The 22,969-nt window shown below is 63.2% G+C and carries 22 protein-coding genes; 15 read left to right on the top strand and 7 right to left on the bottom strand.

Going from position 1 to position 22,969, the window contains the following annotated elements; translation table 11 throughout:
* Positions 1-11: 11 nt before the first annotated feature.
* Positions 12-467: a MarR family winged helix-turn-helix transcriptional regulator gene (locus tag OC450_RS07610; protein ID WP_211383266.1), complete on the bottom strand. Its 456-nt coding sequence runs from the start codon at positions 465-467 to the stop codon at positions 12-14.
* A 247-nt stretch (positions 468-714) separates the two neighbouring features.
* Between OC450_RS07610 and OC450_RS07605 the strand changes: the two genes are divergently transcribed.
* The 9 genes from OC450_RS07605 to dusA all read left to right on the top strand — a co-directional run bounded on the left by OC450_RS07605 (position 715) and on the right by dusA (position 10,025).
* On the top strand, positions 715-1,761 hold the full coding sequence (locus tag OC450_RS07605) for a substrate-binding domain-containing protein (RefSeq protein ID WP_256806224.1): 1,047 nt from the start codon (positions 715-717) through the stop codon (positions 1,759-1,761).
* 66 nt (positions 1,762-1,827) lie between these two features.
* On the top strand, positions 1,828-3,066 hold the full coding sequence (locus tag OC450_RS07600) for an ABC transporter substrate-binding protein (protein WP_211383268.1): 1,239 nt from the start codon (positions 1,828-1,830) through the stop codon (positions 3,064-3,066).
* Between the two features lie 63 nt (positions 3,067-3,129).
* Complete coding sequence (locus OC450_RS07595; protein ID WP_211383269.1) at positions 3,130-3,996, top strand: branched-chain amino acid ABC transporter permease; 867 nt, start codon at positions 3,130-3,132, stop codon at positions 3,994-3,996.
* Positions 3,996-5,060, top strand: a complete 1,065-nt coding sequence (locus tag OC450_RS07590) for a branched-chain amino acid ABC transporter permease (RefSeq protein ID WP_262047583.1) — start codon at positions 3,996-3,998, stop codon at positions 5,058-5,060. Before OC450_RS07595 ends, OC450_RS07590 begins: the two co-directional genes overlap by 1 nt.
* Before the next feature lie 2 nt (positions 5,061-5,062).
* Entirely contained in the window at positions 5,063-5,791 is a 729-nt protein-coding gene (locus OC450_RS07585; RefSeq protein WP_211383271.1) for an ATP-binding cassette domain-containing protein, read from the top strand.
* Positions 5,788-6,489, top strand: coding sequence for an ABC transporter ATP-binding protein (locus OC450_RS07580; RefSeq protein WP_211383272.1), 702 nt, complete (start codon positions 5,788-5,790; stop codon positions 6,487-6,489). The genes OC450_RS07585 and OC450_RS07580 overlap by 4 nt, the downstream gene beginning before the upstream one ends.
* Positions 6,490-6,575: 86 nt before the next feature.
* Entirely contained in the window at positions 6,576-8,090 is a 1,515-nt protein-coding gene (locus OC450_RS07575; RefSeq protein WP_262047582.1) for an amidase, read from the top strand.
* The gene (locus tag OC450_RS07570; RefSeq protein ID WP_211383274.1) at positions 8,090-8,392 is read left to right on the top strand and encodes a putative quinol monooxygenase; all 303 of its coding nucleotides are present in this window, start codon (positions 8,090-8,092) and stop codon (positions 8,390-8,392) included. The genes OC450_RS07575 and OC450_RS07570 overlap by 1 nt, the downstream gene beginning before the upstream one ends.
* A 637-nt stretch (positions 8,393-9,029) precedes the next feature.
* Positions 9,030-10,025 carry a tRNA dihydrouridine(20/20a) synthase DusA gene (gene dusA / locus OC450_RS07565; RefSeq protein WP_211383275.1) on the top strand — a complete coding sequence of 332 codons (996 nt, stop codon included), beginning with the start codon at positions 9,030-9,032 and terminating at the stop codon, positions 10,023-10,025.
* A 50-nt stretch (positions 10,026-10,075) separates the two neighbouring features.
* Here the strand turns inward: dusA and OC450_RS07560 are convergent, their stop codons facing one another.
* From OC450_RS07560 to OC450_RS07535, 6 genes are all read right to left on the bottom strand, one after another.
* On the bottom strand, positions 10,076-10,744 hold the full coding sequence (locus tag OC450_RS07560; protein WP_262047581.1) for an outer membrane protein: 669 nt from the start codon (positions 10,742-10,744) through the stop codon (positions 10,076-10,078).
* 179 nt (positions 10,745-10,923) lie between these two features.
* Entirely contained in the window at positions 10,924-11,478 is a 555-nt protein-coding gene (locus tag OC450_RS07555; RefSeq protein ID WP_211383277.1) for a TIGR02281 family clan AA aspartic protease, read from the bottom strand.
* 28 nt (positions 11,479-11,506) lie between these two features.
* Entirely contained in the window at positions 11,507-11,710 is a 204-nt protein-coding gene (locus OC450_RS07550) for a DUF1289 domain-containing protein (protein ID WP_262047580.1), read from the bottom strand.
* 44 nt (positions 11,711-11,754) lie between these two features.
* Complete coding sequence (locus OC450_RS07545) at positions 11,755-13,350, bottom strand: sensor histidine kinase (RefSeq protein WP_262047579.1); 1,596 nt, start codon at positions 13,348-13,350, stop codon at positions 11,755-11,757.
* A gap of 137 nt (positions 13,351-13,487) precedes the next feature.
* The gene (nhaD, locus tag OC450_RS07540) at positions 13,488-14,765 is read right to left on the bottom strand and encodes a sodium:proton antiporter NhaD (RefSeq protein ID WP_211383280.1); all 1,278 of its coding nucleotides are present in this window, start codon (positions 14,763-14,765) and stop codon (positions 13,488-13,490) included.
* A gap of 22 nt (positions 14,766-14,787) precedes the next feature.
* Positions 14,788-15,660, bottom strand: a complete 873-nt coding sequence (locus OC450_RS07535) for an NAD(P)-dependent oxidoreductase (RefSeq protein ID WP_211383281.1) — start codon at positions 15,658-15,660, stop codon at positions 14,788-14,790.
* Positions 15,661-15,855: 195 nt separating this feature from the next.
* On the opposite strand from OC450_RS07535, the gene OC450_RS07530 reads away from it, so the two are divergent.
* The 6 genes from OC450_RS07530 (at position 15,856) to OC450_RS07505 (ending at position 22,822) form a co-directional block, all read left to right on the top strand.
* Complete coding sequence (locus tag OC450_RS07530; protein WP_249128962.1) at positions 15,856-16,305, top strand: VOC family protein; 450 nt, start codon at positions 15,856-15,858, stop codon at positions 16,303-16,305.
* Positions 16,306-16,413: 108 nt separating this feature from the next.
* Positions 16,414-17,550: an Mrp/NBP35 family ATP-binding protein gene (locus OC450_RS07525; RefSeq protein ID WP_262047578.1), complete on the top strand. Its 1,137-nt coding sequence runs from the start codon at positions 16,414-16,416 to the stop codon at positions 17,548-17,550.
* A 205-nt stretch (positions 17,551-17,755) separates the two neighbouring features.
* Positions 17,756-18,847: a TRAP transporter substrate-binding protein gene (locus OC450_RS07520; protein WP_211383283.1), complete on the top strand. Its 1,092-nt coding sequence runs from the start codon at positions 17,756-17,758 to the stop codon at positions 18,845-18,847.
* Positions 18,848-19,014: 167 nt separating this feature from the next.
* Positions 19,015-20,103 (top strand): TRAP transporter substrate-binding protein, encoded by a 1,089-nt coding sequence (locus OC450_RS07515; protein ID WP_211383284.1) that lies wholly within the window; start codon positions 19,015-19,017, stop codon positions 20,101-20,103.
* Between the two features lie 615 nt (positions 20,104-20,718).
* Positions 20,719-21,393, top strand: a complete 675-nt coding sequence (locus OC450_RS07510; RefSeq protein ID WP_211383285.1) for a response regulator transcription factor — start codon at positions 20,719-20,721, stop codon at positions 21,391-21,393.
* Positions 21,394-21,430: 37 nt separating this feature from the next.
* On the top strand, positions 21,431-22,822 hold the full coding sequence (locus OC450_RS07505; RefSeq protein WP_249128963.1) for a sensor histidine kinase: 1,392 nt from the start codon (positions 21,431-21,433) through the stop codon (positions 22,820-22,822).
* The last annotated feature ends 147 nt before the right edge of the window (positions 22,823-22,969 follow it).

The raw sequence follows: 22,969 nt of genomic DNA, 5'->3' as shown, positions 1-22,969 counted from the left end.
AGCCGCCGCTGTCATTTGCAATTCAGGGTTTCCCGACGGTGAGACGAAAGTGGATGCGAAGAGGTGGGGTCACCGAGCAATTCCGAGAGCAGGGTTGTCAAAGCTGCAGCATCTGATGCGCCCAGCCTGTCCAGGATGTCCCGCTCGATGGACGAGATCAGGGGAGCAATGTCATCGAAATGTGCTGCTCCTCTGCGCGAGACGAAGATCAGAACCCTGCGTCGGTCATTCGGATCAGGGCCACGATAGACCTCGGCCGATTCAACCATCCTGTCGATAATCTTTGTGAGTGTTGGGCCGTCGACAAAGAGGCGAATGGCCAGTTCGCCCATCGGCAATCCGTTCCGTTCAGTCAGGGCCTCGAGCACACGATACTGGTGAAGAGACATGCCCCTGGGCTTGAGCTGCGCGTCGAGCGTCTGCTCGAGTCGGCGGTTCACGCCTCGGATGAGGTCGGGCAGATGCACCTTGTTGGCCCCCCGGCGAGATTACTTGATATTTCAACCTTTGCCTTGGAATATAAAATGGAGCAAGGAGAAAACGAATTCGTTCCAAATTGCCCAATGAAGGGGCTGATCGGGCGACCGGCGCCAGAAAAAACGGCAACCTGCCGGCCGGACTGAGCGGTTTTGCCGCAAACGGACCTTGCCGGGACCGGGATCGCCGTTGGCACGATTCGTGAGTGGTCCGTCTGGAAGTGCGGAGACACCACCGTTGCGTAGTATTCGAATATGCCTGCTCATCCCGCAGAGTGGCGCGGCGGGACTATGGGCCCCCTCAGCTGAGGCCTGCGGCCGCTTGGCTGTCGAGGAAATCAATCGGATTTACGGCATCCTGCGCCGTCCGGTTGAACTGTGCATCGTGAACGCCGGAGAAACAGGCGCGACCGCCGGCCGGGCGGCGCGTGACGCGATCGAAATTGACGGCGTCGACGGCATCGTCGGGATGTTACCCAGTTTTGCGCGCGACTTCGTGGCGCGCGCCGCCCGCGGCCGCGTTCCATTCATATACACCCCGCAGTTCGAGGGCCGCTCGACCCCCGACGTCATCGCGACTGGCGAAACCGCCGAAGAGCTTCTGGTTCCGGCGATCCAATGGCTTTCGGAATCAAGGCGGGCGCGCCGCTATTTCCTCTGCGGCAATGACTACATATGGCCGCGCTCATCCCTTCAGATTGCACGAGCATTGATCACCCGCTTTGGCGGAACCGTGACTGGCGAGAGCTATCTACCTGTCGGCCAGCATGACTTCGACGAGATGCTGGACCGGATCAAAGTCTCGCGTTCGGACGTCGTCCTTCCCTATTTCCTCGGGGGCGACTGCATCGCATTCAATCGGGCCTTCTGCGCTGCGGGATTGAGTTCGCGCGTGCTGCGTTTTTCCTCGGCGATCGACGAGACCGTCGCGTACGGACTTGATGTGAACGAGACCGAAAACCTCTACGCCGCCTCAAGCTATTATGCGTCGATCCGCTCGCGCAACAATGGCGCCTTCCTGGAGCGTTACCATACGGCGTTCGGCGATAGTCCGCCGCCCGTGAATGCCTTTGGTCAATCCTGCTACGAGGGCATCTATTCGCTCGCAGCCCTTATTGAGGAAGCCGCGAGCCTCGATGCGCGCAAGTTGACGCGCCTTTACGGCCGAACATTCCAGCGGCGTACCGCGCGAGGCGATCAAGCCCAATCCGTGGTGGGAGGCCGGCACCCCATCTATCTCGCCCAAGTCGACGGCTACGACTTCTCGATCATCGAGCGTCGATAAATAGCTTGCTTTTTCAAATATTGTATTCTTAATATTTTCCGTATCAATAAACCTATGGGGACGTCTATGTCTTTCTCCCGTCGCCGCTTCCTGCGGCACTCGGCCCTAGCTACGACGACGCTGATCGCAGCGCCGGCTGTCTTCCGCTCCGGTGCGTTCGGCGCTGAAAACCCGATTGTCGTCGGCAGCCTGCACGACCAGTCCGGTCCGATCGCGGCCTCCGGCACGCCCATGGTCTACGCGCTGCAACTTGCCGTGGATGAGATCAACGCCGGCGGCGGACTTCTCGGCCGTCCGCTGAAGGTCATCCACTATGACACCCAGTCCAACATCCAGATGTATTCGCAGTTCGCTCAGCAGCTCGCGGTGAAGGACAAGGTCGACGTCGTTCACGGCGGCATCACCTCGGCCTCGCGCGAGGCGGTGCGTCCAACCTTCGATCGCTTCAAGGTGCTGTACTTCTACAACGTGCTTTACGAAGGCGGCGTCTGCGATCGCAATACTTTCTGCACCGGCACCACGCCCGCGCAGACCGTGGAGAAGCTGGTGCCGAGCGCGATGAAGAAGGCAGGCAAGAAGGCCTACATCATCGCCGCCGATTACAATTACGGTCAGATCACCGCGAAGTGGATGACGAAATACGTCAAGGACAATGGCGGCGAGGTGCTGTCGACCGACTTCTTCCCGCTCGACGTCACCAATTTTGGCACGACCATCTCGAAGATCCAGGCGGCGAAGCCCGACCTTATTCTTTCGGCGCTCGTTGGCGGCAATCATACCGCCTTCTACCGTCAGTGGACCGCGGCCGGCATGAAGGGAAAGATTCCGATCGCGTCGACGACCTTCGGCCTCGTCAACGAACCGAGCACGCTGGATGCCGCGGAGAGCGACGCCATTCTCGGCGCATACGGCTATTTCGAGGAGCTGACCACGCCGGCTTCGAAGAGCTTTGTCGAGAAGATCAAGAAGGCGCATCCGGACTCGCCCTACATCAGTGAGCTCGCCGCCTGCACCTACGAGGGCGTCATGCTCTGGGCCGCGGGCGTCAAGAAAGCTGCCAGCATTGACCGCATGAAAGTGGTTGCAGCGCTGGAAGACTCCATCGCGTTCGACGGGCCGAGCGGCAAGGTCTCGCTCGACAAGGCGACGCATCACACGACCCGCAACGCGTTCCTTGCGGAAGTGAAGGACCGCAAATGGTCGGTGCTGGAGAGCTACTCCGACGTCAAGCCGGCCGATACGGCCAGTGTGTGCGATCTCGTCAAGAATCCGGCCGATACCAAGCAGTACATCATCAATCTCTGACGTAGACCGGGCTCCGCCTACGGGCGGGGCCCACTGCATCGACGGCCTGAGAGAATCTGAAGAATGGCGATCTACCTAATCGTCGCGCTGGACGTCCTGAACGGAATAGCGTCGCTGTTTCTGTTGTGCCTCGGACTTGCGATCATCTTCGGCATGATGAAGATCATCAATCTCGCCCATGGCGAGTTCATCATGCTCGGCGCCTACGCGACTGTCATATCGGCCAATGCCGGCGTCAATATCTGGATCGCGATGCTGGTCGTCGCGCCGCTTTTCGTCGGTATCGTCGGGCTGGTCATCGAGCGCTGCCTCATCCGCTTTCTCTACGGGCGTCTGGTGGATTCGATGCTGGCGACCTGGGGGTTGAGCCTCCTGATCATCGGCATCGTCACAACGATCTACGGCAATACCCAACAAGGCGTTCCGACGCCACTCGGCGGCTTCTCGATCGGCTCCTATCAGTCGAGCTACTACACGCTGTTCCTGGCCGGCATGGCCATCGTGACGATGGCGCTGGTCTACGGCGTTATGAGCTACACGCGCCTCGGCCTGATCGCCCGCGCCACGATGCAGAATCCGGCGATGGCTGCCACGCTCGGCGTAAATCCGGCGCGAGTCTATATGAGCACGTTCGCGGTGGGCGCCGCGGTCACCGGTCTCGCCGGTGGCCTGCTGGCGCCGGTTTCCGGCATCACGCCCGGCATGGGCGGTGCCTACGTCGCGAAAGCCTTCATGACTGTCGTCGGCGGCGGCGCCGCCATCCTGTCGGGCACGATGTCGGCAGCGAGCCTGTTCGGCGCCGTCAATCAGGTCGGCGCTTATTTCACGACGCCGGTCTACGGCGAGGTTCTCGTGTTCACGGCGGCGATCGTCTTGATCCGGCTCCTTCCGCAAGGCATCTCGGGCCGCTTCTTCAAGGGGAATTTGTAATGCCGATCCGCTTTCGCCTCGCGGCTCAGGCGGTTGCCGTCGTTCTCGCGATCGTTGCGATCGCGCTGATTCCCAGCACGATCGAGCTGTTCGCGATGATGCAGCTGACGCTGTTTGCCGCGATGGCGGTGCTGGCGCTCAGCCTTGCTTTTATCTGGGGCTTTGGCGGAATTCTATCGTTCGGCCAGACCGCTTTCTTCGGCCTCGGCGGCTATGCCTACGCGATCGCCGCGGTCAATTTCCAGGACTCGACGCCGTCGATCCTGCTCGCCATCGTCGTTCCGTCGGTGTTCGCCGCGATCCTCGGCTATTTCATCTTCTTCGGCCGCATCTCCGACGTCTATCTCGGCGTGATCACACTGACCGTGACGCTGATCCTGTTCAATTGCGTCAACTCGACCTCCGGCGACGAGTACAGGATCGGCAAGGCGCTGCTCGGCGGCTTCAACGGCATGCCGGCGGTGCCGACTTTCAACGTGCCGTTCTATCCGGACCAGGTGCTGTCGCCGGAACAATCCTGGTGGGTGACGGGCGGGGCATTGCTTGGGGTCTTCCTGCTGCTGCGCCTTCTGCTGTCTCTCCCGGCCGGCCGCATCGTGGTGGCCGTGCGCGAGAACGAGGTTCGTGTATCGTTGCTCGGCTATGACCCGCGCAAGGTCAAGCTGCTCACCTTCATTCTGAGCGGTGCGATTGCCGGACTCGCCGGCGCGCTCTACGTCAACTGGGGCGCGTTTGTCGGACCGACCATCTTCAGCCTGTCGCTGTCGGCCGAGATCATCATCTGGATCACGGTAGGCGGGCTCGGCACCTTGCTCGGGCCTGTCGTCGGCTGTGTTCTGATCGAATACATCGTCGCTTATATCGGTTCGCAGCAAGCCATGAATTCGAACCTCGTGCTCGGCGCCGTGTTGATCGTGTTCGTGCTGCTGCTGCCCAAGGGCCTGGTGCCGACGGCGCGCGATCTTCTGATGCGGCTTGTGCCCGCGCCAGGACCGAAGGCGCAGCTTGCAGAGGAGCGAGTGCCGCCATCGGCGGCGGCGTCGCACATGGCAGGAGCGGAATGACCATGGCGGACCTTGTCCCTCTGCTCAAGGCCGAGCACCTCACCATGCGTTTTGGTGGCGTGGTCGCCAATGATGACATCACCTTCACGTTGGAGGAGATGGAGCTGCGTTGCCTGATTGGCCCGAACGGCGCCGGCAAGAGCACCTTCTTCAAGACTCTGACCGGACAGCTCGTTCCGACTTCGGGCGCGATTGCGTTCCGTGGGCATCCGATCGCCGGCAAGCTGCCGCACGAGATCGCCCGCATGGGGATCGGTATCAAGACACAGGTGCCCAATGTCTTTAACGGTCTCTCGGTTCGAGAGAACATCTGGCTTGCCGTCCGTCGCAAGGCGACGCCGCGCGCCCAAGGGCCCGCGGTCGATGCCGTACTGGAGATGATACGACTGACCGATCATGCCGACCGCATCGCTGCGACGCTGTCGCATGGCCAGCGTCAGTGGGTGGAGATCGGCATGGTGCTTGCGGCCGAGCCGGAATTGATCCTGCTCGATGAACCTGCCGCCGGCATGACCGACGAAGAGACCGGCCACACTGCCGCAATCATTCGCGAGATCAATCAGACGCGGGCAATCATCGTTGTCGAGCACGACATGGAGTTCATCAGGCAGATCGCCAAGAAGGTGACGGTGTTTCATCAAGGGCGTGTGCTGGTCGAAGACACCGTGGACAAGGTTATGGCGGATCAGCGCGTGCGCGACGTCTATCTCGGCAAGAAGGTGGCGGCATGAGCCCGCTCCTCGAGGTCAAGGACTTGCGATCCGGCTACGGCCGTATTCCGATCCTGTTCGGCATCGACATGACGGTGCGGGACGGCGAGTATCTCGGTATTCTCGGCCACAATGGCATGGGCAAGACCACGACCTTGCGTGCGCTGATGGGGCATCTGCCGACGACCGGCGGCTCGGTCGTCTTCGCCGGCAAGACAATCACCCATCTCAAGCCGCACGAGCGTTCCCGGCTTGGAATCGGACTTGTGCCACAGGGCAGGGAGATCTTTCCAGACCTGAGCGTCCACGAGAACCTTCGGATGGGCCTCGCGGCGGCTCCGAAGGAGGACCGCTCGGTGATCGATACCGTGCTGCAAGACTTTCCGCGCCTGGTGCGGCTGCTCGACCGGCGCGGCGGCGCCCTGTCGGGCGGTGAGCAGCAATTGCTGGCGTTGGCACGCTGCCTGTGCACGAAGCCCCGGCTGATCCTTCTGGACGAACCGACCGAGGGCATCCAGCCATCGATCATCGAAGAGATTATCGAGACCCTGCTCGCGCTGAAGAAGCGCTGGAACATGTCGCTGATCGTGGTCGAGCAGAATCTCGAATTCATCACGTCGCTGTCTGACCGCGTCCTCAATATCCAGAAGGGACGCATCACAGAAGAGCTCGACCGGGAAAGCCTTTTGGCACGGGACGCCGCCATGCATCCAACCTAGGTTCAAATTCCGACGCGGTTACGCCGCGCCGTCGCGATCGCTGATTTCTGTTGCCACCAGCTTGTCCTCACAAGAAAGGATGACTCATGTCCATCAAACGCCCGAATGCCGAAGACGTCGCCGAGCTCGCTGCGAGCCTGCACATGAACATGTCGGTCGAGGAGGCCGGAGAATATCTGTCACTGATGGGTGGAATGTTCGACGCCTATGACGTCGTCGACGAGCTGCCTAACCCGCTGCCGCCGGTCAAATATCCGCGCACGCCGGGCGCCAAGCCGATGCCGAAGGACAACAAGTACAACGCCTGGGCGATCAAGACCGAGGTCAAGGGCGCGTCGAGCGGCAAGCTCGCTGGCCGAACCGTCGTGCTGAAGGACAACGTCGCGCTGGCCGGCGTCCCCATGATGAACGGTTCGACGACATTGGAAGGCTTCATTCCCGTCGCCGACGCGACCATCGTCACCCGCATTCTCGACGCCGGCGGCACCATCGTCGGCAAGGCCGTATGTGAGCATTTCTGCCTGTCGGGCGGCAGCCATACCTCCCATCCTGCACCGGTCCACAACCCACTCAAGATGGGTTATTCGGCCGGCGGTTCGTCCTCGGGAAGCGCTGCACTGGTTGCGGCCGGCGAGGTCGACATGTCGATCGGCGGCGACCAGGGCGGCTCGATCCGCATCCCCGCGTCCTATTGCGGCATTTACGGTATGAAGGCGACGCACGGACTCGTGCCCTATACGGGCGTGATGCCGATCGAGTCCACCATCGACCACACTGGTCCGATGACGGCCAACGTCGCCGACAATGCGCTGCTGCTGGAGGTGCTCGCCGGGCCCGACGGATTTGACCCACGCCAGTATGCGCCGAAAGTCACGAGCTACACGGAAATGCTCCGCAAGGGCGTCAAGGGCCTGAAGATCGGTATCCTCAAGGAGGGCTTCGCCGTGTCGAACATGCAGGAGGGCGTCGTCGAGAAGGTCAAGGCGGGCGCAGAACGATTCGCCAAGCTCGGCGCGAGCGTGTCGGAGGTTTCGATACCGGAGCATTTGCACGCGCTCGCCGCCTGGAACCCGATCACGCTGGAAGGTTTCCTGGTCCAGATGATGATCGGCAACGGCATGGGCTTCAATTGGAAGGGGCTCTATGACGTCGGTCTGCTCGACGCCCATTCCAGCTGGCGCAACCGCGCCGACGATCTGTCGGAGACGCTCAAGCTCACCATGCTGGTCGGGCAGTGGGGCGTCAGCCATTATCGCGGCCGCTATTACGCCAAGTCGCGCAACATCGCGATCGCCGCCAAGGCTGCCTATGACGCCGTGTTCGGATCCTACGATCTGTTGCTGATGCCGACCCTGCCGTGTGTTGCGACACCGATTCCGGCCAAGGGCGCGCCACTCGCCGAGATCGTCCAGCGCGCCTTCGAGATGACGGCCACGACCAGTCCGTTCGATGTCACCGGCCATCCGGCGATGAGCATCCCCTGCGGCCTTTCGGATGGCCTGCCGGTCGGCTTGATGCTGATTGCGAAGGATTACGACGAGGCAACCATCTATCAGGCGGCGAGCGCGTTTGAAGCCGATGGCGACTGGAAGAAATTCTGATGATCACGATCACTGCCGTCATCAGGGCAAAGTCCGGACATGACGTCGTGATGCGCGATGCGCTTGTCGCCGTCGCGACGCATGTCGCCGCCAACGAGCCAGAGACGATCGGTTTCTTTATCTCGCAGAGCGAGGAAGATCCGTGCGTTTTCACGACCTATGAACGCTTCGCCGACAAGGCCGCGATGGATCGCCACAACGGCTCGGCCGTCGTCGCGACCTTCTTCGGGATCGCCAAGCCCATCCTGGATGGCGAGGTCATACTTGTGACGTCGAAGGAGGTGTCGGCGACGGTCCGGTAGGCGAGCGCCAGGTCAATTGCGGGCGAACATCGTGAACGTTACGGCTTCACGGCATCATCGGCAGTTCCAACGACGCGGACTAGGCGCGCCGTCTCCACCACATCGAGCATCGTGGCGGGATCGAATTGCTGTTCGTGCCCGTCCGACGTCGGTCGCAAGCGGTTCCGCCTCACCACCGATCGCGGAACCGACTGCGCATCTGCTGGCCGGCGTGGGAGGAGAGGGCTGGCTGGAAGGTGATGCGAATAATGAACCGTTGCGCGATCTGTTTTGTGGCCCGATCACCAATGTGAGCGGAGGCACGGTTGAATTGGACCAGACACGGGAGCTCGGAATAATGCCTGATCTTTCATGTATCGAGTATTATCGCAGCATCTAGGCTTGCGGAGGAACTGTTGGCTTCTCACCAGGTCCCATCCCCAGGCGGCTTCGAGCGGTCCGACGTCTTCGCCGTCAGCAGAAAAAGCTGGGCGTTCGTAGGGAGGGGCGTCCACGATCTCGGCATGCAGGTCCGCACAAAGGCTGGCGAGGCTGACGAACTTGTTCTGAAACACGAAGTACTAAACGTGTGCAATTTCGGCTAGTTTGGAGTGCACATGTTTCGGGTTGATCCTATTGAGGATATAAGGTTAAATAATTGAAATCAAAAGACTATCTCTTTTCCGTGGCGCCCATGATGGACTGGACCGACCGGCATTGTCGGGTGTTCCATCGTCATCTGACGCGGCGGGCGCTGCTCTATACGGAGATGCTGACGACGGGCGCCATTCTCCACGGCGACCGGGAGCGGCTGCTTGGCTTCGACGCGACGGAGCATCCGGTCGCGCTGCAGCTCGGCGGCTCGGATCCACGCGATCTCGCTGAGGCCTCGCGGATCGGCGAGGCCTGTGGCTATGACGAGATCAATCTCAATGTCGGCTGCCCCTCCGATCGTGTGAAGGATGGCCGCTTCGGCGCTTGTCTCATGGCGGAGCCTGATCTCGTGGCGAGGTGCGTCGAGGCGATGAAACGTACGGTTGCCGTGCCCGTCACCGTGAAGTGCCGCATTGGCATCGACGACCAGGATCCGGAAGTCGCGCTCGATACGCTTGCGCGCGCGGTGGTCGCCTCCGGCTGCGACGCGCTGATCGTCCATGCACGGAAAGCGTGGCTCAACGGCCTGTCGCCGAAGGAGAACCGCGACATCCCGCCGCTGGACTACGATCGCGTGTATCGCCTCAAGCGCACGATGCCCGGGGTTCCTGTCATCATCAACGGTGGTATCCCGGGCATCGACGAGGCCAAAGCGCATCTCGAGCATGTCGACGGCGTGATGCTCGGCCGCGCCGCCTATCAGGAGCCATGGCGTCTTCTCTCCGTGGATCAAGACATCTTCGGCGAGGCGGCACCGCATGCGAGCATGCAAGACGCGCTCGAGGCGATGATGCCCTATATCGAGCAACAGCTCGCCCGCGGCACGCGGCTGCACTCCGTGACGCGCCATTTCGTCGGTGCATTCCACGCCGTGCCGGGCGCGCGCGCCTTTCGCCGCCATCTTGCCGAGCAGGGGGTGAAGCCGGGCGCCGGCCTCGAGGTGCTTCGCGATGCGATCTCGCGTGTCGGTGCGCGTGCGCCGGCTGAGGCCGCGGCCTAGCCGCAATCACGTGAAGAGTCGGATAGAAATCCGGCTCTTCGCGATCCGTCTCAGCGGAACAGGTCGAAGTGATAGTTCACTCCGACGCGGAAGCTGTGGAATTTGGCGGCGTTCCAGTCCGGCAAATCGTCGTGCTTGAACGCGGTGTAGAGATACTCGGCCTTGGCCGACCATTTCGGCAGGAACGCCCATTCGACGCCGCCGCCCGCGGTCCAGCCCATCTTCATCTTGTTGATCGGGCCGTCCTTCAATTCACCGGCGGCAAGACCCGCGGTCCCGAACAACAACAGGCGTGAATCCATCGTCGCAATGCCGGCGCGGGCGCGGCCGGTCATGTACCAGGGCAGGCTGACCGCGGCGCTGTCGAGCGCGTCGTGGTTCTTGATGTCTCCGCCCTCGAAGTCGTTCTCGATGCCGACCACAAACATCGGCGAGAACTGGTAGTTGTAGCCGATCTGCACGCCGCCCACGGCGCCCTTGACCTTGCCGCCGCTGGTGCCGACGAGATTGTTGAAGGCGTCGTCGCCGCTCTCGGCATAGCCGGCGTTGAGGCCCGCATAGAGACCTGTCCAGGAATAGACCGGCTGCGGCGCAGTGTAGGAGGCGGATGGCGCTGCATAGCGCGGTGACAGGTCCGCAGCGCAGGCGCTGCCTGCGGCGAACGCCGTCGCAAACGGCAGGGCGCAGATCGTGCGGCGTAAGGCGGCTCTCGCAATCATATTTCTCGATCTCCCACTCGGCCGCATCCTCAAGGGAGCAGCACTCATCCAACCCTGATCCGGGAATACGCCCGTTATAAACCGACTAGACGGTTTGTAAATAGCGCGAATGCCACACTTGCTTGCTTTCGCAGCGCACTGCCCGATGCCTGGAGGCAGGATCGAGTCCTCGTGACGGATTAGTCGACCGCGATGCGCGAGCGGCGGCGGCTGCCTTGGAGTTCCGGATAGCCTGTGAGCATCAGCTTGTCGGCGCGCACGCCCCAGCTCTCTAGGCGGTCGAGAAAGCTCATGCCGAGCAGATTGGTCTTCATCTGCCCGCGCTGCACGACGAGGGCCGGCACGGATTTCTCGACGAGATGGCCGACGGAGAGACGGTCGAGCGTCAGGCGGGCCGCCTTGGTGTGGCCGCCCGCCGTTTCGAGATCGACGTCGTATTCGAGCATCTCGAGCGGCAGTCCGATCGCTTTCGCGGTCTCCCAGGTCAGCACCACGGAGGTCGCACCGGTGTCGATCACCATCGGTGCGGCGACGCCGTTGATTTTCGCACGCAGCGCGAACTCGCCGCCCTGGCCGCGCTGGATCTGCACGGCTGGGGCCGGGGAAGCGATTTGCGCGCGAAACAGGTGCGAGACCTTGTTGCTCGCGCGCGCGATCTGATCGGGATCGCCATAGGCGACGACGGCACCTGCCGTGCAGGCGAGCATGATGAGAACGAGCAGGAAGCGGATCATCGAACGCCTCCGAAGTCACGCAGGCCGGTCAGGCGCGCTTCGGCGATCCCACGATCGGCGCAAGTCCGGCGTCCGTCATGCGCGCCGGCAACAGCGCCATGAGCGCCAGCCGTTCCGCGCTTTCCATGGCGTGCCAGCGCGCGATCTCCGGCAAGGTCCGGCCGCAACCGAAGCACAGCCTGGTCTTGGGATCGATCATGCAGACGGCGACGCACGGCGTTTCTTTGCTCATTTGGACATAGTGAAGGATCGTCGGGCATGTCTGCAAGCATGTGTTTAAGAGCCCGTACCTGCGCTCATGATCGGCCGATGGCGCGGCCGTCGCTTCTCGTCGGCTACCGCGGAACTCTCCGGCTGGAGCGGTGGAGAATCATCCGACATCGGCGCCAGCGCGCTCATCACGCGCTCCGGCGGGAAGGTGACGATCACTTCGGTGCCGATGCGCAGCTTCGATTTCAGCGTGAACGTGCCGCCATGCAGGTCGATCAGGTTCTTTGCGATCGGCAGACCCAGGCCTGCGCCCTGTTCGGCCGATTTGATCGAGTTGGAGCCCTGGCCGAACGAGGCGAGCACGACCGGGATTTCATCCTCGGGGATGCCGGAGCCGGAATCCTTCACCGACAGATATTGTCCGCCTGAGGCGGTCCAGCCGGCCTTGAGCCAGATCTCGCCGCCCTGCGGGGTGAACTTGATCGAGTTGGAGAGCAGGTTGAGCACGACCTGTCGGATCGCGCGCTCGTCGGCCCAGAGCCGCGGCATGGCCTGCTCGAACACCTCGTGGATGGTGATGCCGCGGCTCGATGCGCGCAGCTTCATCAAATGATGGCAGTCAGCGACGATGCCGACCAGCGACACCGCTTCCTCGTTGAGTTCGTAACGGCCGGCCTCGATCCTTGAAAGATCGAGGATCTCGTTGATGAGGTTGAGCAGGTGCACGCCGGAATTGTGGATGTCCGCCGAGTACTCCTTGTAGACCGGCACTGCATGTGCGCCAAAAATCTCGCTTTTCATCACCTCGGAGAAACCGAGGATCGCGTTCAGCGGCGTGCGCAACTCGTGGCTCATCTGCGCGAGGAAGCGCGATTTGGCGACGTTGGCGGATTCGGCACGGTGACGCGCTTCGTCCGAGATCGCCTTGGCCTGTTCGAGTTCGCCGATCAATGCGTCCTTCTCGGCGCGCGCCTCGAGCGTGGCGAAGGTCGAGGAATGCAGGCGGTGCGCCAGCAGCACGAAATAGCCTTCAGCCGCGAGCGCGAGCGCCGCCAGGATGTAATTGTCCAGCGAACCGGTCATCAGGAAGCTGAGGGCCATCGCGACCGCCACCGGTGCAGTGGCGGCGAGGGCCGCGATCGGAAGATTGGCGGCCAGCATGCTCGATACCGCGATCACCAGCAGCATCAGGAACATCATCAGCGTTTCCGTGACCATGTCGAGCACGGGATGGATCAGGATGGCCATCCAGCACAGGCCATAGAGCAGGTCGAGCACGACGAAGCGCGTCCGCCATGCGCGCGTTGCCGCGGGCGAGGCGGGCTCGGCCAGAAAGCGGTGGCAGCTGCGGATCATCGCGGCGTGGATGCAGAGCATGCCGGCGGTCCAGGCCGCGGCCGGGATCGGCTGCATCCACAGCCCGAACAGCACGCCGGTGGCAACCACCAGCAGCATCACGACGTAGGAGGCCGACAGCCGCGTCTGGGCGTATTGGCGCAGCATATCGGCGTCGAAGGCCGGCCGGGTTCCGCTGGTCGACGTTAACTTGTCGCGGGCCTCGCGCACCCGTTGCGCCGCAGCCCTTCGGCTGCTCGCCGATGGAGCGCCTATCGGCTCGGCCGGAAGCTGCACTACCTCAGGCTTTTCAGCGGGGTTACTCATCAAGCAACACGATTCCTGCCCACGCCGGACGCGGGCCTTCTGCATTGTCTATCTCTGGCAAGAAATCCTTAAGAGGTGACTTAAGGAGCTAAAGAATTACGTTAACCCGGCGTTAATTTGGGGCCGGCCAGCGCCGTTCAATGCAGCGCCGCGTGCTGCGCGATGTACACCACGGCTCCCGCCAGATAGCCGGCGAGCGCGGGAACGGCGATGCGGCGGGCGTACCAGAGGAACTCGATGCGCTCGAGTCCCATGGCGGCGACGCCGGCGGCCGAGCCGATGATCAGGATCGAACCACCGGTGCCGGCGCAATAGGCGATGAACTCCCAGATGAAGCTGTCGGGCGGATAATGCGCGAGGTCGTACATGCCCATGGTCGCGGCGACCAGTGGCACGTTGTCGATGATAGCGCTGAGCAGGCCGAGCACGATGACGATGATGTCCTGGCGGCCGAGCGTGGCGTCGAGCCATTTGGCCAGCATGGACAGCAGGCCGGCATGCTCGAGGCAGGCGACCGCGAGCAGGATGCCGACGAAGAACACGACCGAGCTCATGTCGATCCGTGCCAGCGCGTGCACGAGCGTGAGGGGCTGGCGCACATGCTCCTCCTTGTGCCGGTGCACGATCTCGCCGACCAGCCAGAGCACGCCGAGCCCGAACAGGATACCCATGAACGGCGCCAGATGCGTGACCGCCTTGAACGCCGGCACCGCGATCAGCGTGCCGAGCCCGAGATAGAACATCAAATTGCGCTCGAACCGATCGACGGCGAGCAGTCCGGTGTCCTTCGTCGGCGGCGCGATGGTCTTGCCCCTGAGCGAAAAACTGACGAACACGAGCGGCACGAGCAGGTTGAGAAGCGAGGGCAGGAATACCGCGCCCATGATCTTCACCGGCGAGATCTGCCCGCCGATCCACAGCATGGTCGTGGTGACGTCGCCGATCACGGTCCACGCGCCGCCCGCATTGGCGGCGATGACGATGAGGGAGGCGAACAGCAGGCGGTCGTCGCGGCGGGCGATCAGCTTCTGGATCAGCGAGATCATGACGATGGTGGTCGTCAGATTGTCCAGGATCGCGCTCAGGAAGAACGTCACGAAGCCGATCAGCCAGATCAGCGCCACCTGGCTGGTGGTGCGAATCAGCGAGGTGATGACCTCGAAACCGTCATGGGCGTCGATCACCTCGACGATGGTCATGGCGCCGATCAGGAAGAACACGATCTGCGCGGTGGAGCCGACGGACTCGTCGAGTTGGCGGCCGACCAGGGCGTGGTCGCCGGTCGCGATCGCGTAGACACTCCAGAGCAGGCCCGCACCGAGCAGTGCGGACGCGCTCTTGTTGACCCCGATCGGGTGCTCGAGCGCGATCGCCGCATAGGCGAGGACGAAAATGGCGGCGATCGCGATCAACAAGGCAGGGCCAAATCGTCAGGGGTCAGCGATTAAGGCGCGCGAGCAGGCTCGACGTATCCCAGCGCTTGCCGCCCATCTTTTCGACCTCGGCGTAGAACTGGTCGACCAGCGCGGTCACCGGCAGATTGGCGCCGTTGCGACGGGCTTCGGCCAGCGAGATCGAGAGATCCTTGCGCATCCATTCGACGGCGAAGCCGAAATCGTACTTGTCCTCGTTCATGGTCTTGTAGCGGTTCTCCATCTGCCAGGACTGCGCGGCGCCCTTTGAGATGGTTTCGATCACGGCCGCGACGTCGAGGCCACTCCTCTTGGCGAAGTGAATACCCTCGGACAGGCCCTGCACGAGGCCGGCGATGCAGATCTGGTTGACCATCTTGGTCAGCTGGCCGGAGCCCGCGGGTCCGAGCAATTTGCACATCCGCGCATAGGCGCCTGTGATGATCGGCTCGGCGCCGGCATAGGCGTCCTGCGCACCGCCGCACATCACCGTCAGCACGCCGTTCTCGGCGCCGGCCTGGCCGCCGGAGACCGGGGCGTCTATGAACTTGAAGCCGGCCTTGGCCGCGGCTGCATCGAGTTCGCGAGCGACCTCGGCGGACGCGGTGGTGTGGTCGACGAAGGTCGCACCCTTCTTCATGCCGGCGAACGCACCGTCGGCGCCGATCGTGACGGCGCGCAGATCGTTGTCGTTGCCGACGCAGCACATCACGAAATCCTGGCCCTCGGCGGCGGCCTTCGGGGTCGCCGCGGTCTTGCCGCCGAACTTGTCCGCCCATTCCTTCGCCTTGGCCGCGGTGCGGTTGTAGACGGTGACCTCATGGCCCCCTTTTTTCACGAGGTGTCCGGCCATGGGGAAGCCCATCACGCCGAGACCGAGGAAAGCGACTTTAGCCATGTGTGGTACCTTGTCCGTAGTTTGGGTTTTACGGTTTTGGCCGGGCGAGAGGCGCCAGGCGGTATCTTTTGGGGTTCCGCCACGGGGCGGATCGGGCGCACCATAAACGCTTGAGCCCGGAGGGCAACGGCTTCGTTGAAGGGCCCCCTGTGCTAGGATGACGGACCCAAGGACTTCAAAAAAGGGAGCGAAAGCATGGGCAAGGGTTTGGGCGGCGTGAGCGTCGGCGTGCTCGATCATTTCAACATCCGGACCCGGAATCTGGCCGAGACCGTCCGCTTCTACGAGGACGTGCTGGGGCTGGAAAAAGGCGCCCGGCCGAATTTCGCCTTCCCGGGCGCCTGGATGTACAGCGAGGGCAAGCCGGTGGTGCACCTCGTCGATATTTCGCCGACCGCCGAGCCACAAAAGCCGGATTCCGGCGTTGTCCACCATGTCGCCTTCGTCAGCCGCGGCTTCGACGGGATGAAGCAGCGTCTGGCCTCCAAGGGCATGAAGTTCGACTCGCGCCAGGTGCCCGGCGGCGACCTCTGGCAGATCTTCGTCCACGACCCCAACGGGGTCATGATCGAGCTCAACTATGAGGCAGCCCGGGAGCAGGGCGGGGCGCCCGCCGAGATGGCTGACGATATCGGCAGGCAGTAGCCTTTTGGCCGTTTCCGCTCTAATGGGGCATCCTAAAGCCTTGAGCATGATCTGGTCGGAAAACCGCTCCACACTTTTCCGGATCATGCTCTGTTCAGGAGATGCGCTTTGAGCGTGACGCAGCAACAGGTTCTCGACAGCCTCGCCAGGATCAAGTCGCCCCGCGGGGTCGCGCTCGCCAACGCCAATGTGCTGAGCGCGATCAGCGCCGCCGACGGCAAGGTGTTCTTCTCGATCAATGTCGATGCCGCCGAGGCGCGGGCCTGGGAATCGGTCCGGGCCGAAGCCGAGGCCGCGGTGCGCGCCATTCCCGGCGTCACCACCGTGATGGTGGCGCTGACCGCCGAGCGTAAGGTCGGCGCCGCGCCACCACCGCCGCCAACGCCAAGCCGGGGCACGCCGGGCGTGCAGCCGGTCCATGCCCACAAACCGCCGCAGGGCGGCGGGTCGCCGATGGCGCGCCAGTCCGAGATTCCGGGCGTCGCCGCGGTCATCGCGGTCGCCTCGGGCAAGGGTGGCGTCGGCAAGTCGACCACCGCGCTCAATCTGGCGCTGGGCCTGCGCGACCTCGGCCTCAAGGTCGGGCTGCTCGATGCCGACATCTACGGCCCGTCGGTGCCGCGGCTGACCGGCCTGCACGCCAAGCCGGAGTTGAACGCCGAGCGCAAGATGATTCCGCTCCGCCGTTTCGGCCTCGCCATCATGTCGATCGGCTTCCTGGTGGAGGAAGAGACCGCGATGATCTGGCGCGGTCCGATGGTGATGTCGGCGGTGACGCAGATGCTGCGCGACGTCGAATGGGGCCAGCTCGATGTGCTGGTGGTGGACATGCCGCCGGGCACCGGCGATGCCCAGCTCACGCTGGCGCAGAACGTGCCCCTGAAGGGCGCCGTGATCGTCTCGACCCCGCAGGACTTGTCCCTGATCGATGCAAGGCGGGGGCTTGCCATGTTCAAGAAGGTCAACGTCCCCGTGCTCGGCATCGTCGAGAACATGAGCTACTTCCAGTGCCCGCATTGCGGCACGAAATCGGATATTTTCGGCCATGGCGGCGCGCACCACGAGGCCGAAAAGCTTGGGGTACCTTTCCTGGGCGAGATCCCCCTGCATATGGCGATTCGCGCCACCTCGGATGCCGGCACCCCCGTCGTCGACAGCGAGCCGGACGGTCCCCATGCGGCGATCTATCGCGCCATTGCGGGACAGGTCCGGGACCAGCTCAAGGGCGTCATCGCCGCGGCCTGAGCCGGCGGCTCCGGCCATCCGTTGGAGACATGCGACTTTCGTAGAGCCCCGTCATGCCAATGTCGCGTTTCGAAAGCGGGGCGTCCGTGTTAAAGGCCCACCGCAGTCAAGCCCCTTCGGTTCGACGCGACCCAAACGCGTCGCCGGAATGAGCGGCGGCAAAGAGGAAGTTAGGGGAAACGCCCCAACAAGGAGAGACCTGAAGATGAAGCGTCGTGATTTCCTGAAAGTGTCGGCAGCAGGCGCGGCGGCGACCGCCGCGGTGGCCTCGCCGGCGATCGCGCAGTCCTCGCCCGAGGTGAAGTGGCGCCTGACGTCGAGCTTCCCGAAGTCGCTCGACACGATCTATGGAGGCGCCGAGCAATTGGCGAAGTACGTCGCCGAGATGACCGACAACAAGTTCCAGATCCAGGTCTTCCAGGCGGGTGAAATCGTTCCCGGTTTGCAGGCGCTGGATGCGACGCAGAAGGGCACGGTCGAGATGTGCCACACCGTGTCATACTACTACGTCGGCAAGGACCCGACGTTCGCGATCTTCGCGTCGGTGCCCTTCGGCCTCAACGCGCGTCAGCAGAATTCCTGGCTTTATCAGGGCGGCGGCAACGAGCTCGCCAACGAGTTCTTCAAGAAATCGAACGTCGTCGGGTTCCCCTGCGGCAACACCGGCACCCAGATGGGCGGCTGGTTTCGCAAGGAGATCAAGACCGTTGCCGATCTCTCCGGCCTGAAGATGCGCATCGGCGGCATTGCCGGCCAGGTCCTCCAGAAGGTCGGCGTGGTGCCGCAGCAGCTCGCGGGCGGCGACATCTATCCCTCGCTCGAGAAGGGCACCATCGACGCCGCCGAATGGGTCGGCCCCTACGATGACGAGAAGCTCGGCTTCGCCAAGGTCGCCAAGTACTACTATTATCCCGGTTTCTGGGAGGGCGGTCCGACCGTCCACGCCTTCGCCAACATCGACAAGTGGAACGAGCTGCCGAAGAGCTACCAGGCGATTCTCACCAACGCGACCGTCAACACCAACACCTGGATGGCCGCGCGCTACGACATGGTGAACCCCGCGGCGCTCAAGCGTCTGGTGGCCGGCGGCACCCAGCTTCGTCCCTTCACCAACGAAGTGCTCGAAGCCTGCCTCAAGGCGACCAACGAATTGTGGGGCGAGATCTCGGCCAAGAACCCCGACTTCAAGAAGTCGATCGACGCCATGCAGGCCTACCGCTCCGACGAGTATCTGTGGTGGCAGGTCGCCGAATACACCTACGACAGCTTCATGATCCGCTCGCGCACCCGCGGCTGATCGCCCTTAGACCAAAGTCGAGAATGGCAAAGCCCGACCTCCTCAGGAGGCCGGGCTTTTTCTTTGCCGCAGTGCGATCACGATGGAAATCGGCAACGCAATGTTCCATGCTGGACCCCAGGCCTCGACAAGAAGGCCCAAATCGCAATCCATCAGGGTAGGACATCATGAAAAGAAGAGACTTCATTAAAGTCACGGGACTTGGTGCGGCTGGCGCCGCGACGTTTGCCGCGCCGGCAATCGCGCAGTCGATGCCGGAGATCAAATGGCGCATGCCGACGAGCTGGCCGAAATCGCTCGACACGCTCTATGGCGGTGCCGAGATGATGGCCAAGATGGTGGCGGAAGCGACCGACAACAAATTTCAAATTCAGACCTTCGCCGGCGGTGAAATCGTGCCGGGCCTCCAGGTGCTCGATGCCGTGCAGAACGGCACCTGCGAAATCGGTCACACCGCGTCCTATTATTATTTCGGCAAGGATCCGACTTTTACTTTCGGCTCGGCCGTGCCGTTCGGACCGAACATGCGCATCAATCAGGCCTGGTACATGTTGGGAGGCGGCAGGGAAATCCTCAACGAGTTCTACAAGAAGTACAACGTCGTCTCGCTGCTCGCCGGCAACACCGGCTGTCAGATGGGCGGCTGGTTTCGCAAGGAAGTCAAAGTACCTCAGGACTTCAACGGCCTGAAGTTTCGCATCGGCGGCTTTGCGGGGCGCGTGCTGCAGAAGCTCGGCGCGGTGCCGCAGCAGATCGCCGGCGGCGACATCTACCCGGCGCTCGAGAAGGGCACCATCGACGCTGCCGAATGGGTCGGACCGTACGACGACGAGAAGCTCGGTTTCGTCAAGGTGGCGCCGCAGTACTACTTCCCGGGCTGGTGGGAAGGCGGGCCGATGCTGCTCGCGTTCGTCAACCAGGACAAATGGAATGCGCTGCCAAAGCACTATCAGAGCGTCCTCGAGCAGGCGGGGCACTTTGCCAACAACTGGATGATGGCGAAGTACGATCAGTCCAACCCGCCCGCGCTGCGCCGCTTGCTCGCCGCCGGCGCCAAGCTGCATCCGTTCTCGCCCGAGATCATGCAGGCCTGCTTCAAGGCGGCAAAGGAGTTGCACACCGAGGTCTCGTCGACCAACGCGGACTTCAAGAAGGTGTACGATTCGCTGACGTCCTTCTCGAACAACGGCTACCAGTGGTTCCAGGTCGCCGAGGTCGGCTACGACAATTTCATGGCGCGCAACTCGCAGAGCTGATCGCCTCACATCGCACATGCAAGGCCCCGGAGCGAAAGCCCGGGGCCTTTGGTTTTGCGACCGCGCTCGGGGGCTCACAAGAAATCTGGAAAACAACCCCATGCACAGTAGACGGGGGCGAGGGCATCGAACGCCGTGAGGGCGGCTAACGGCTTGATGCGTCGGGGATAGTCGGCGGAAAGGCATGATCGACGCGCAATCGGGGGCAACTCCGCATTCGGGGGCCGGATCAAGCGCACGAAGACCGTCGTGGTAGGAAACCGGCCGAGCGAAGGGTTTCGCTTCCGCCGTCGCCGTCGGCGGCATGCCGCTATTCCATCTTGCCAGCAACGAAGCCGTTTGACTCGTCGGGCAAAACAGTGGCAAACGGTGATAATCGTATAATCCGAAATTTTCGACCTTTGCATGGACCCCGAGGGGGGCGATGAGCTTCGACCCTGACGAAGCAAGACCCTCCATTCCTCGAGCGCGGTTCTGCTTACACAAAGCTGACAGGAACAGGTCGACCGGGCCGACGGGTGCTTTTTCGCTGGCCGAGGCGGCCGGAATGGTGGAAGAGATCGGACAAGCGGCGCGAGCCGCGCGGCGAGACCCGCAAAATCCGGCGGACATGCGATGCGGCTTCTGATCGTCGAAGACAATGCCGAGCTGTCACGGCTCGTTGCCGGCGGGCTGGCGGCGGCCGGCTACGAGAGCGACATCGTCGGCAGCGCGGCCGAAGCGCGCGAGGCGGTGAGCAGCGTCAGCTATGCGGCGATGATCCTCGACCTGGGCCTTCCCGACGGCGACGGCCTGTCGGTGCTGCGCGAGCTGCGCCGGCAGATGGAGCCGCTGCCGGTGCTGGTGCTGACTGCGCGCGGCGGCCTGCAGGACCGCGTCAACGGCCTGCGCAGCGGTGCCGACGACTATCTCGCAAAGCCGTTTGCGATGGAGGAACTGGTGGCGCGGCTGGAGGCGATCCTGCGCCGGCCGGGCCAGCTGCTCGGCCGCTCGCTCAGTCTCGCCAACCTCGTCTACGACACCGAAAGCCGCCAGATCTTCGTCGACGACCAGCCGCGGATCATCTCCGCGCGCGAGACATCGGTGCTCGAGATCCTGCTGCGCCGGCAGGGGCGGGTGGTACCGAAGAAGAACGTCGAGGACCACATCTTCGGGCTCGAAGGCGAGGTCGCCTCCAACGCGGTCGAGGTCTACGTCTCGCGGCTGCGCAAGCAGCTCACCGAGCACGGCGCCAAGGTCGTGATCCACACCATCCGCGGCGTCGGCTATCTCATGGCCGAGGAGAAATAGCGTGGTCCAGATCGGATCCCTCGCCGGATTCCGCGCCATGATCTCTGCCAGATCGCCGACGTTCAAATCGCTTATCTGGCGCATCGTGTTCCTGCACATCGTGGCGGTTGCGGTGGTCGCGATCTTCCTGCCGCTGCTGCTGTTCTGGCTGCTCAATTCGGAGATCGACCAGCTGCACCGTGATGCCATGCGCGCGCAGGCGGAGGTGCTGGCCGAGCGCATCGTCGCCCAGCCGGACGGCCTGCTGACGTTCAATCTCCCGGACAGCCTCAGGGGGCTCTATTCCGAAGCCTATGGCCGCTACCAGTACGACATTCGCGATGCCGAGGGTCATTTGCTGTTCTCCTCGCGCCGCAAGGCCGGCGCCGCGCCGCCGCGTCTGTCGGATACGATCTCCGGCGCCGGCGTCACCCGGACCATCGACGGCAAGACCGTGCGCATCCGGGTTGCCGAGGACCTCGCGCATCGCGACGTCATCATCGACGACATCGTCTCGAATTTCTTCAGGCGCGTCGGGTGGACCACCATTCCGATCCTGCTGATCCTGCTCGCCACCGACATCATCATCTTCCGCCGCGCGGTCGCCCCGCTGTGGAAGGCCTCCGAGGAGGCCAGCAATATCGGCCCGTCGCGAACCCACGTTCGCCTGCCGACCGAGCAGATCCCGCGCGAGATCATGCCGCTGGTCACTGCCGTCAACCAGGCGCTCGACCGCCTCGAGGACGGCTTTCGGGTTCAGCGGCAGTTCACGGCGGACGCCGCGCATCAGTTGCGCACGCCGCTCGCGATCCTGCGCACGCGGATCGAGACGCTCGGCGACGGCGCGGCAAGAGAGGCGCTGCATGCCGACATCGAAGCCATGAGCCGCATCGTCGCCCAACTGCTGGAGATCGCCGAGCTCGACACGCTGGTGCTCGATCCCGGCGAGACCGCCGACCTGCGCGCGGTCTGCACCGAGGTGGTCGGTTCGATCGCGCCGTTTGCGATCGCGCAGCACAAGGACATCGCACTGAGGGGCACCGACGCGCCGGTGCTGATCCACGGCAATTCCGTGATGCTGCAGCGCGCGATCTTCAACCTCGCGGAAAACGCCATCAAGTTTACGGCAAAGGACACTTCCGTCGACGTCGAGGTGTGCGAGGACGGTGCGGTGCGTGTGCGCGATTGCGGCCCCGGCATCGCGGAGGCCGAGCGCGATCTGATCTTCCAGCGTTTCTGGCGCGCCGACCGTCAGCGCAGCGACGGCGCCGGCCTCGGGCTCTCGATCGTGCGCGGCGTGGCGGACGATCATGCGGCGACGGTTGTGGTGGAGAATCTTCCCGGCGGCGGCGCGGAGTTCACGCTGCGGTTCAGGCTGGCGGAGGCAGCAAAGGTCGCTGGAAAGGACTGGCGCAGCACTGACGCTGCACCCTCTCCCCTTGTGGGGTAGGGCTATCGCATATGAAGAAAAGCGTGGCGGGCAGCTTGCCTGCGGCCCATCCTTCGAGACGCCCGCCTACGGCGGGCCCTCAGGATGAGGTCGCGTTTTGCGGTGAGATATCAGACCCTCAGGGTGAGGAGCCCGCCAAAGCGGGCG

The sequence above is a fragment of the Bradyrhizobium sp. Bra78 genome (assembly GCF_024519855.1).
Classification (GTDB): domain Bacteria; phylum Pseudomonadota; class Alphaproteobacteria; order Rhizobiales; family Xanthobacteraceae; genus Bradyrhizobium; species Bradyrhizobium japonicum_G.
This window is presented reverse-complemented; position numbering and strand designations above follow the sequence as displayed.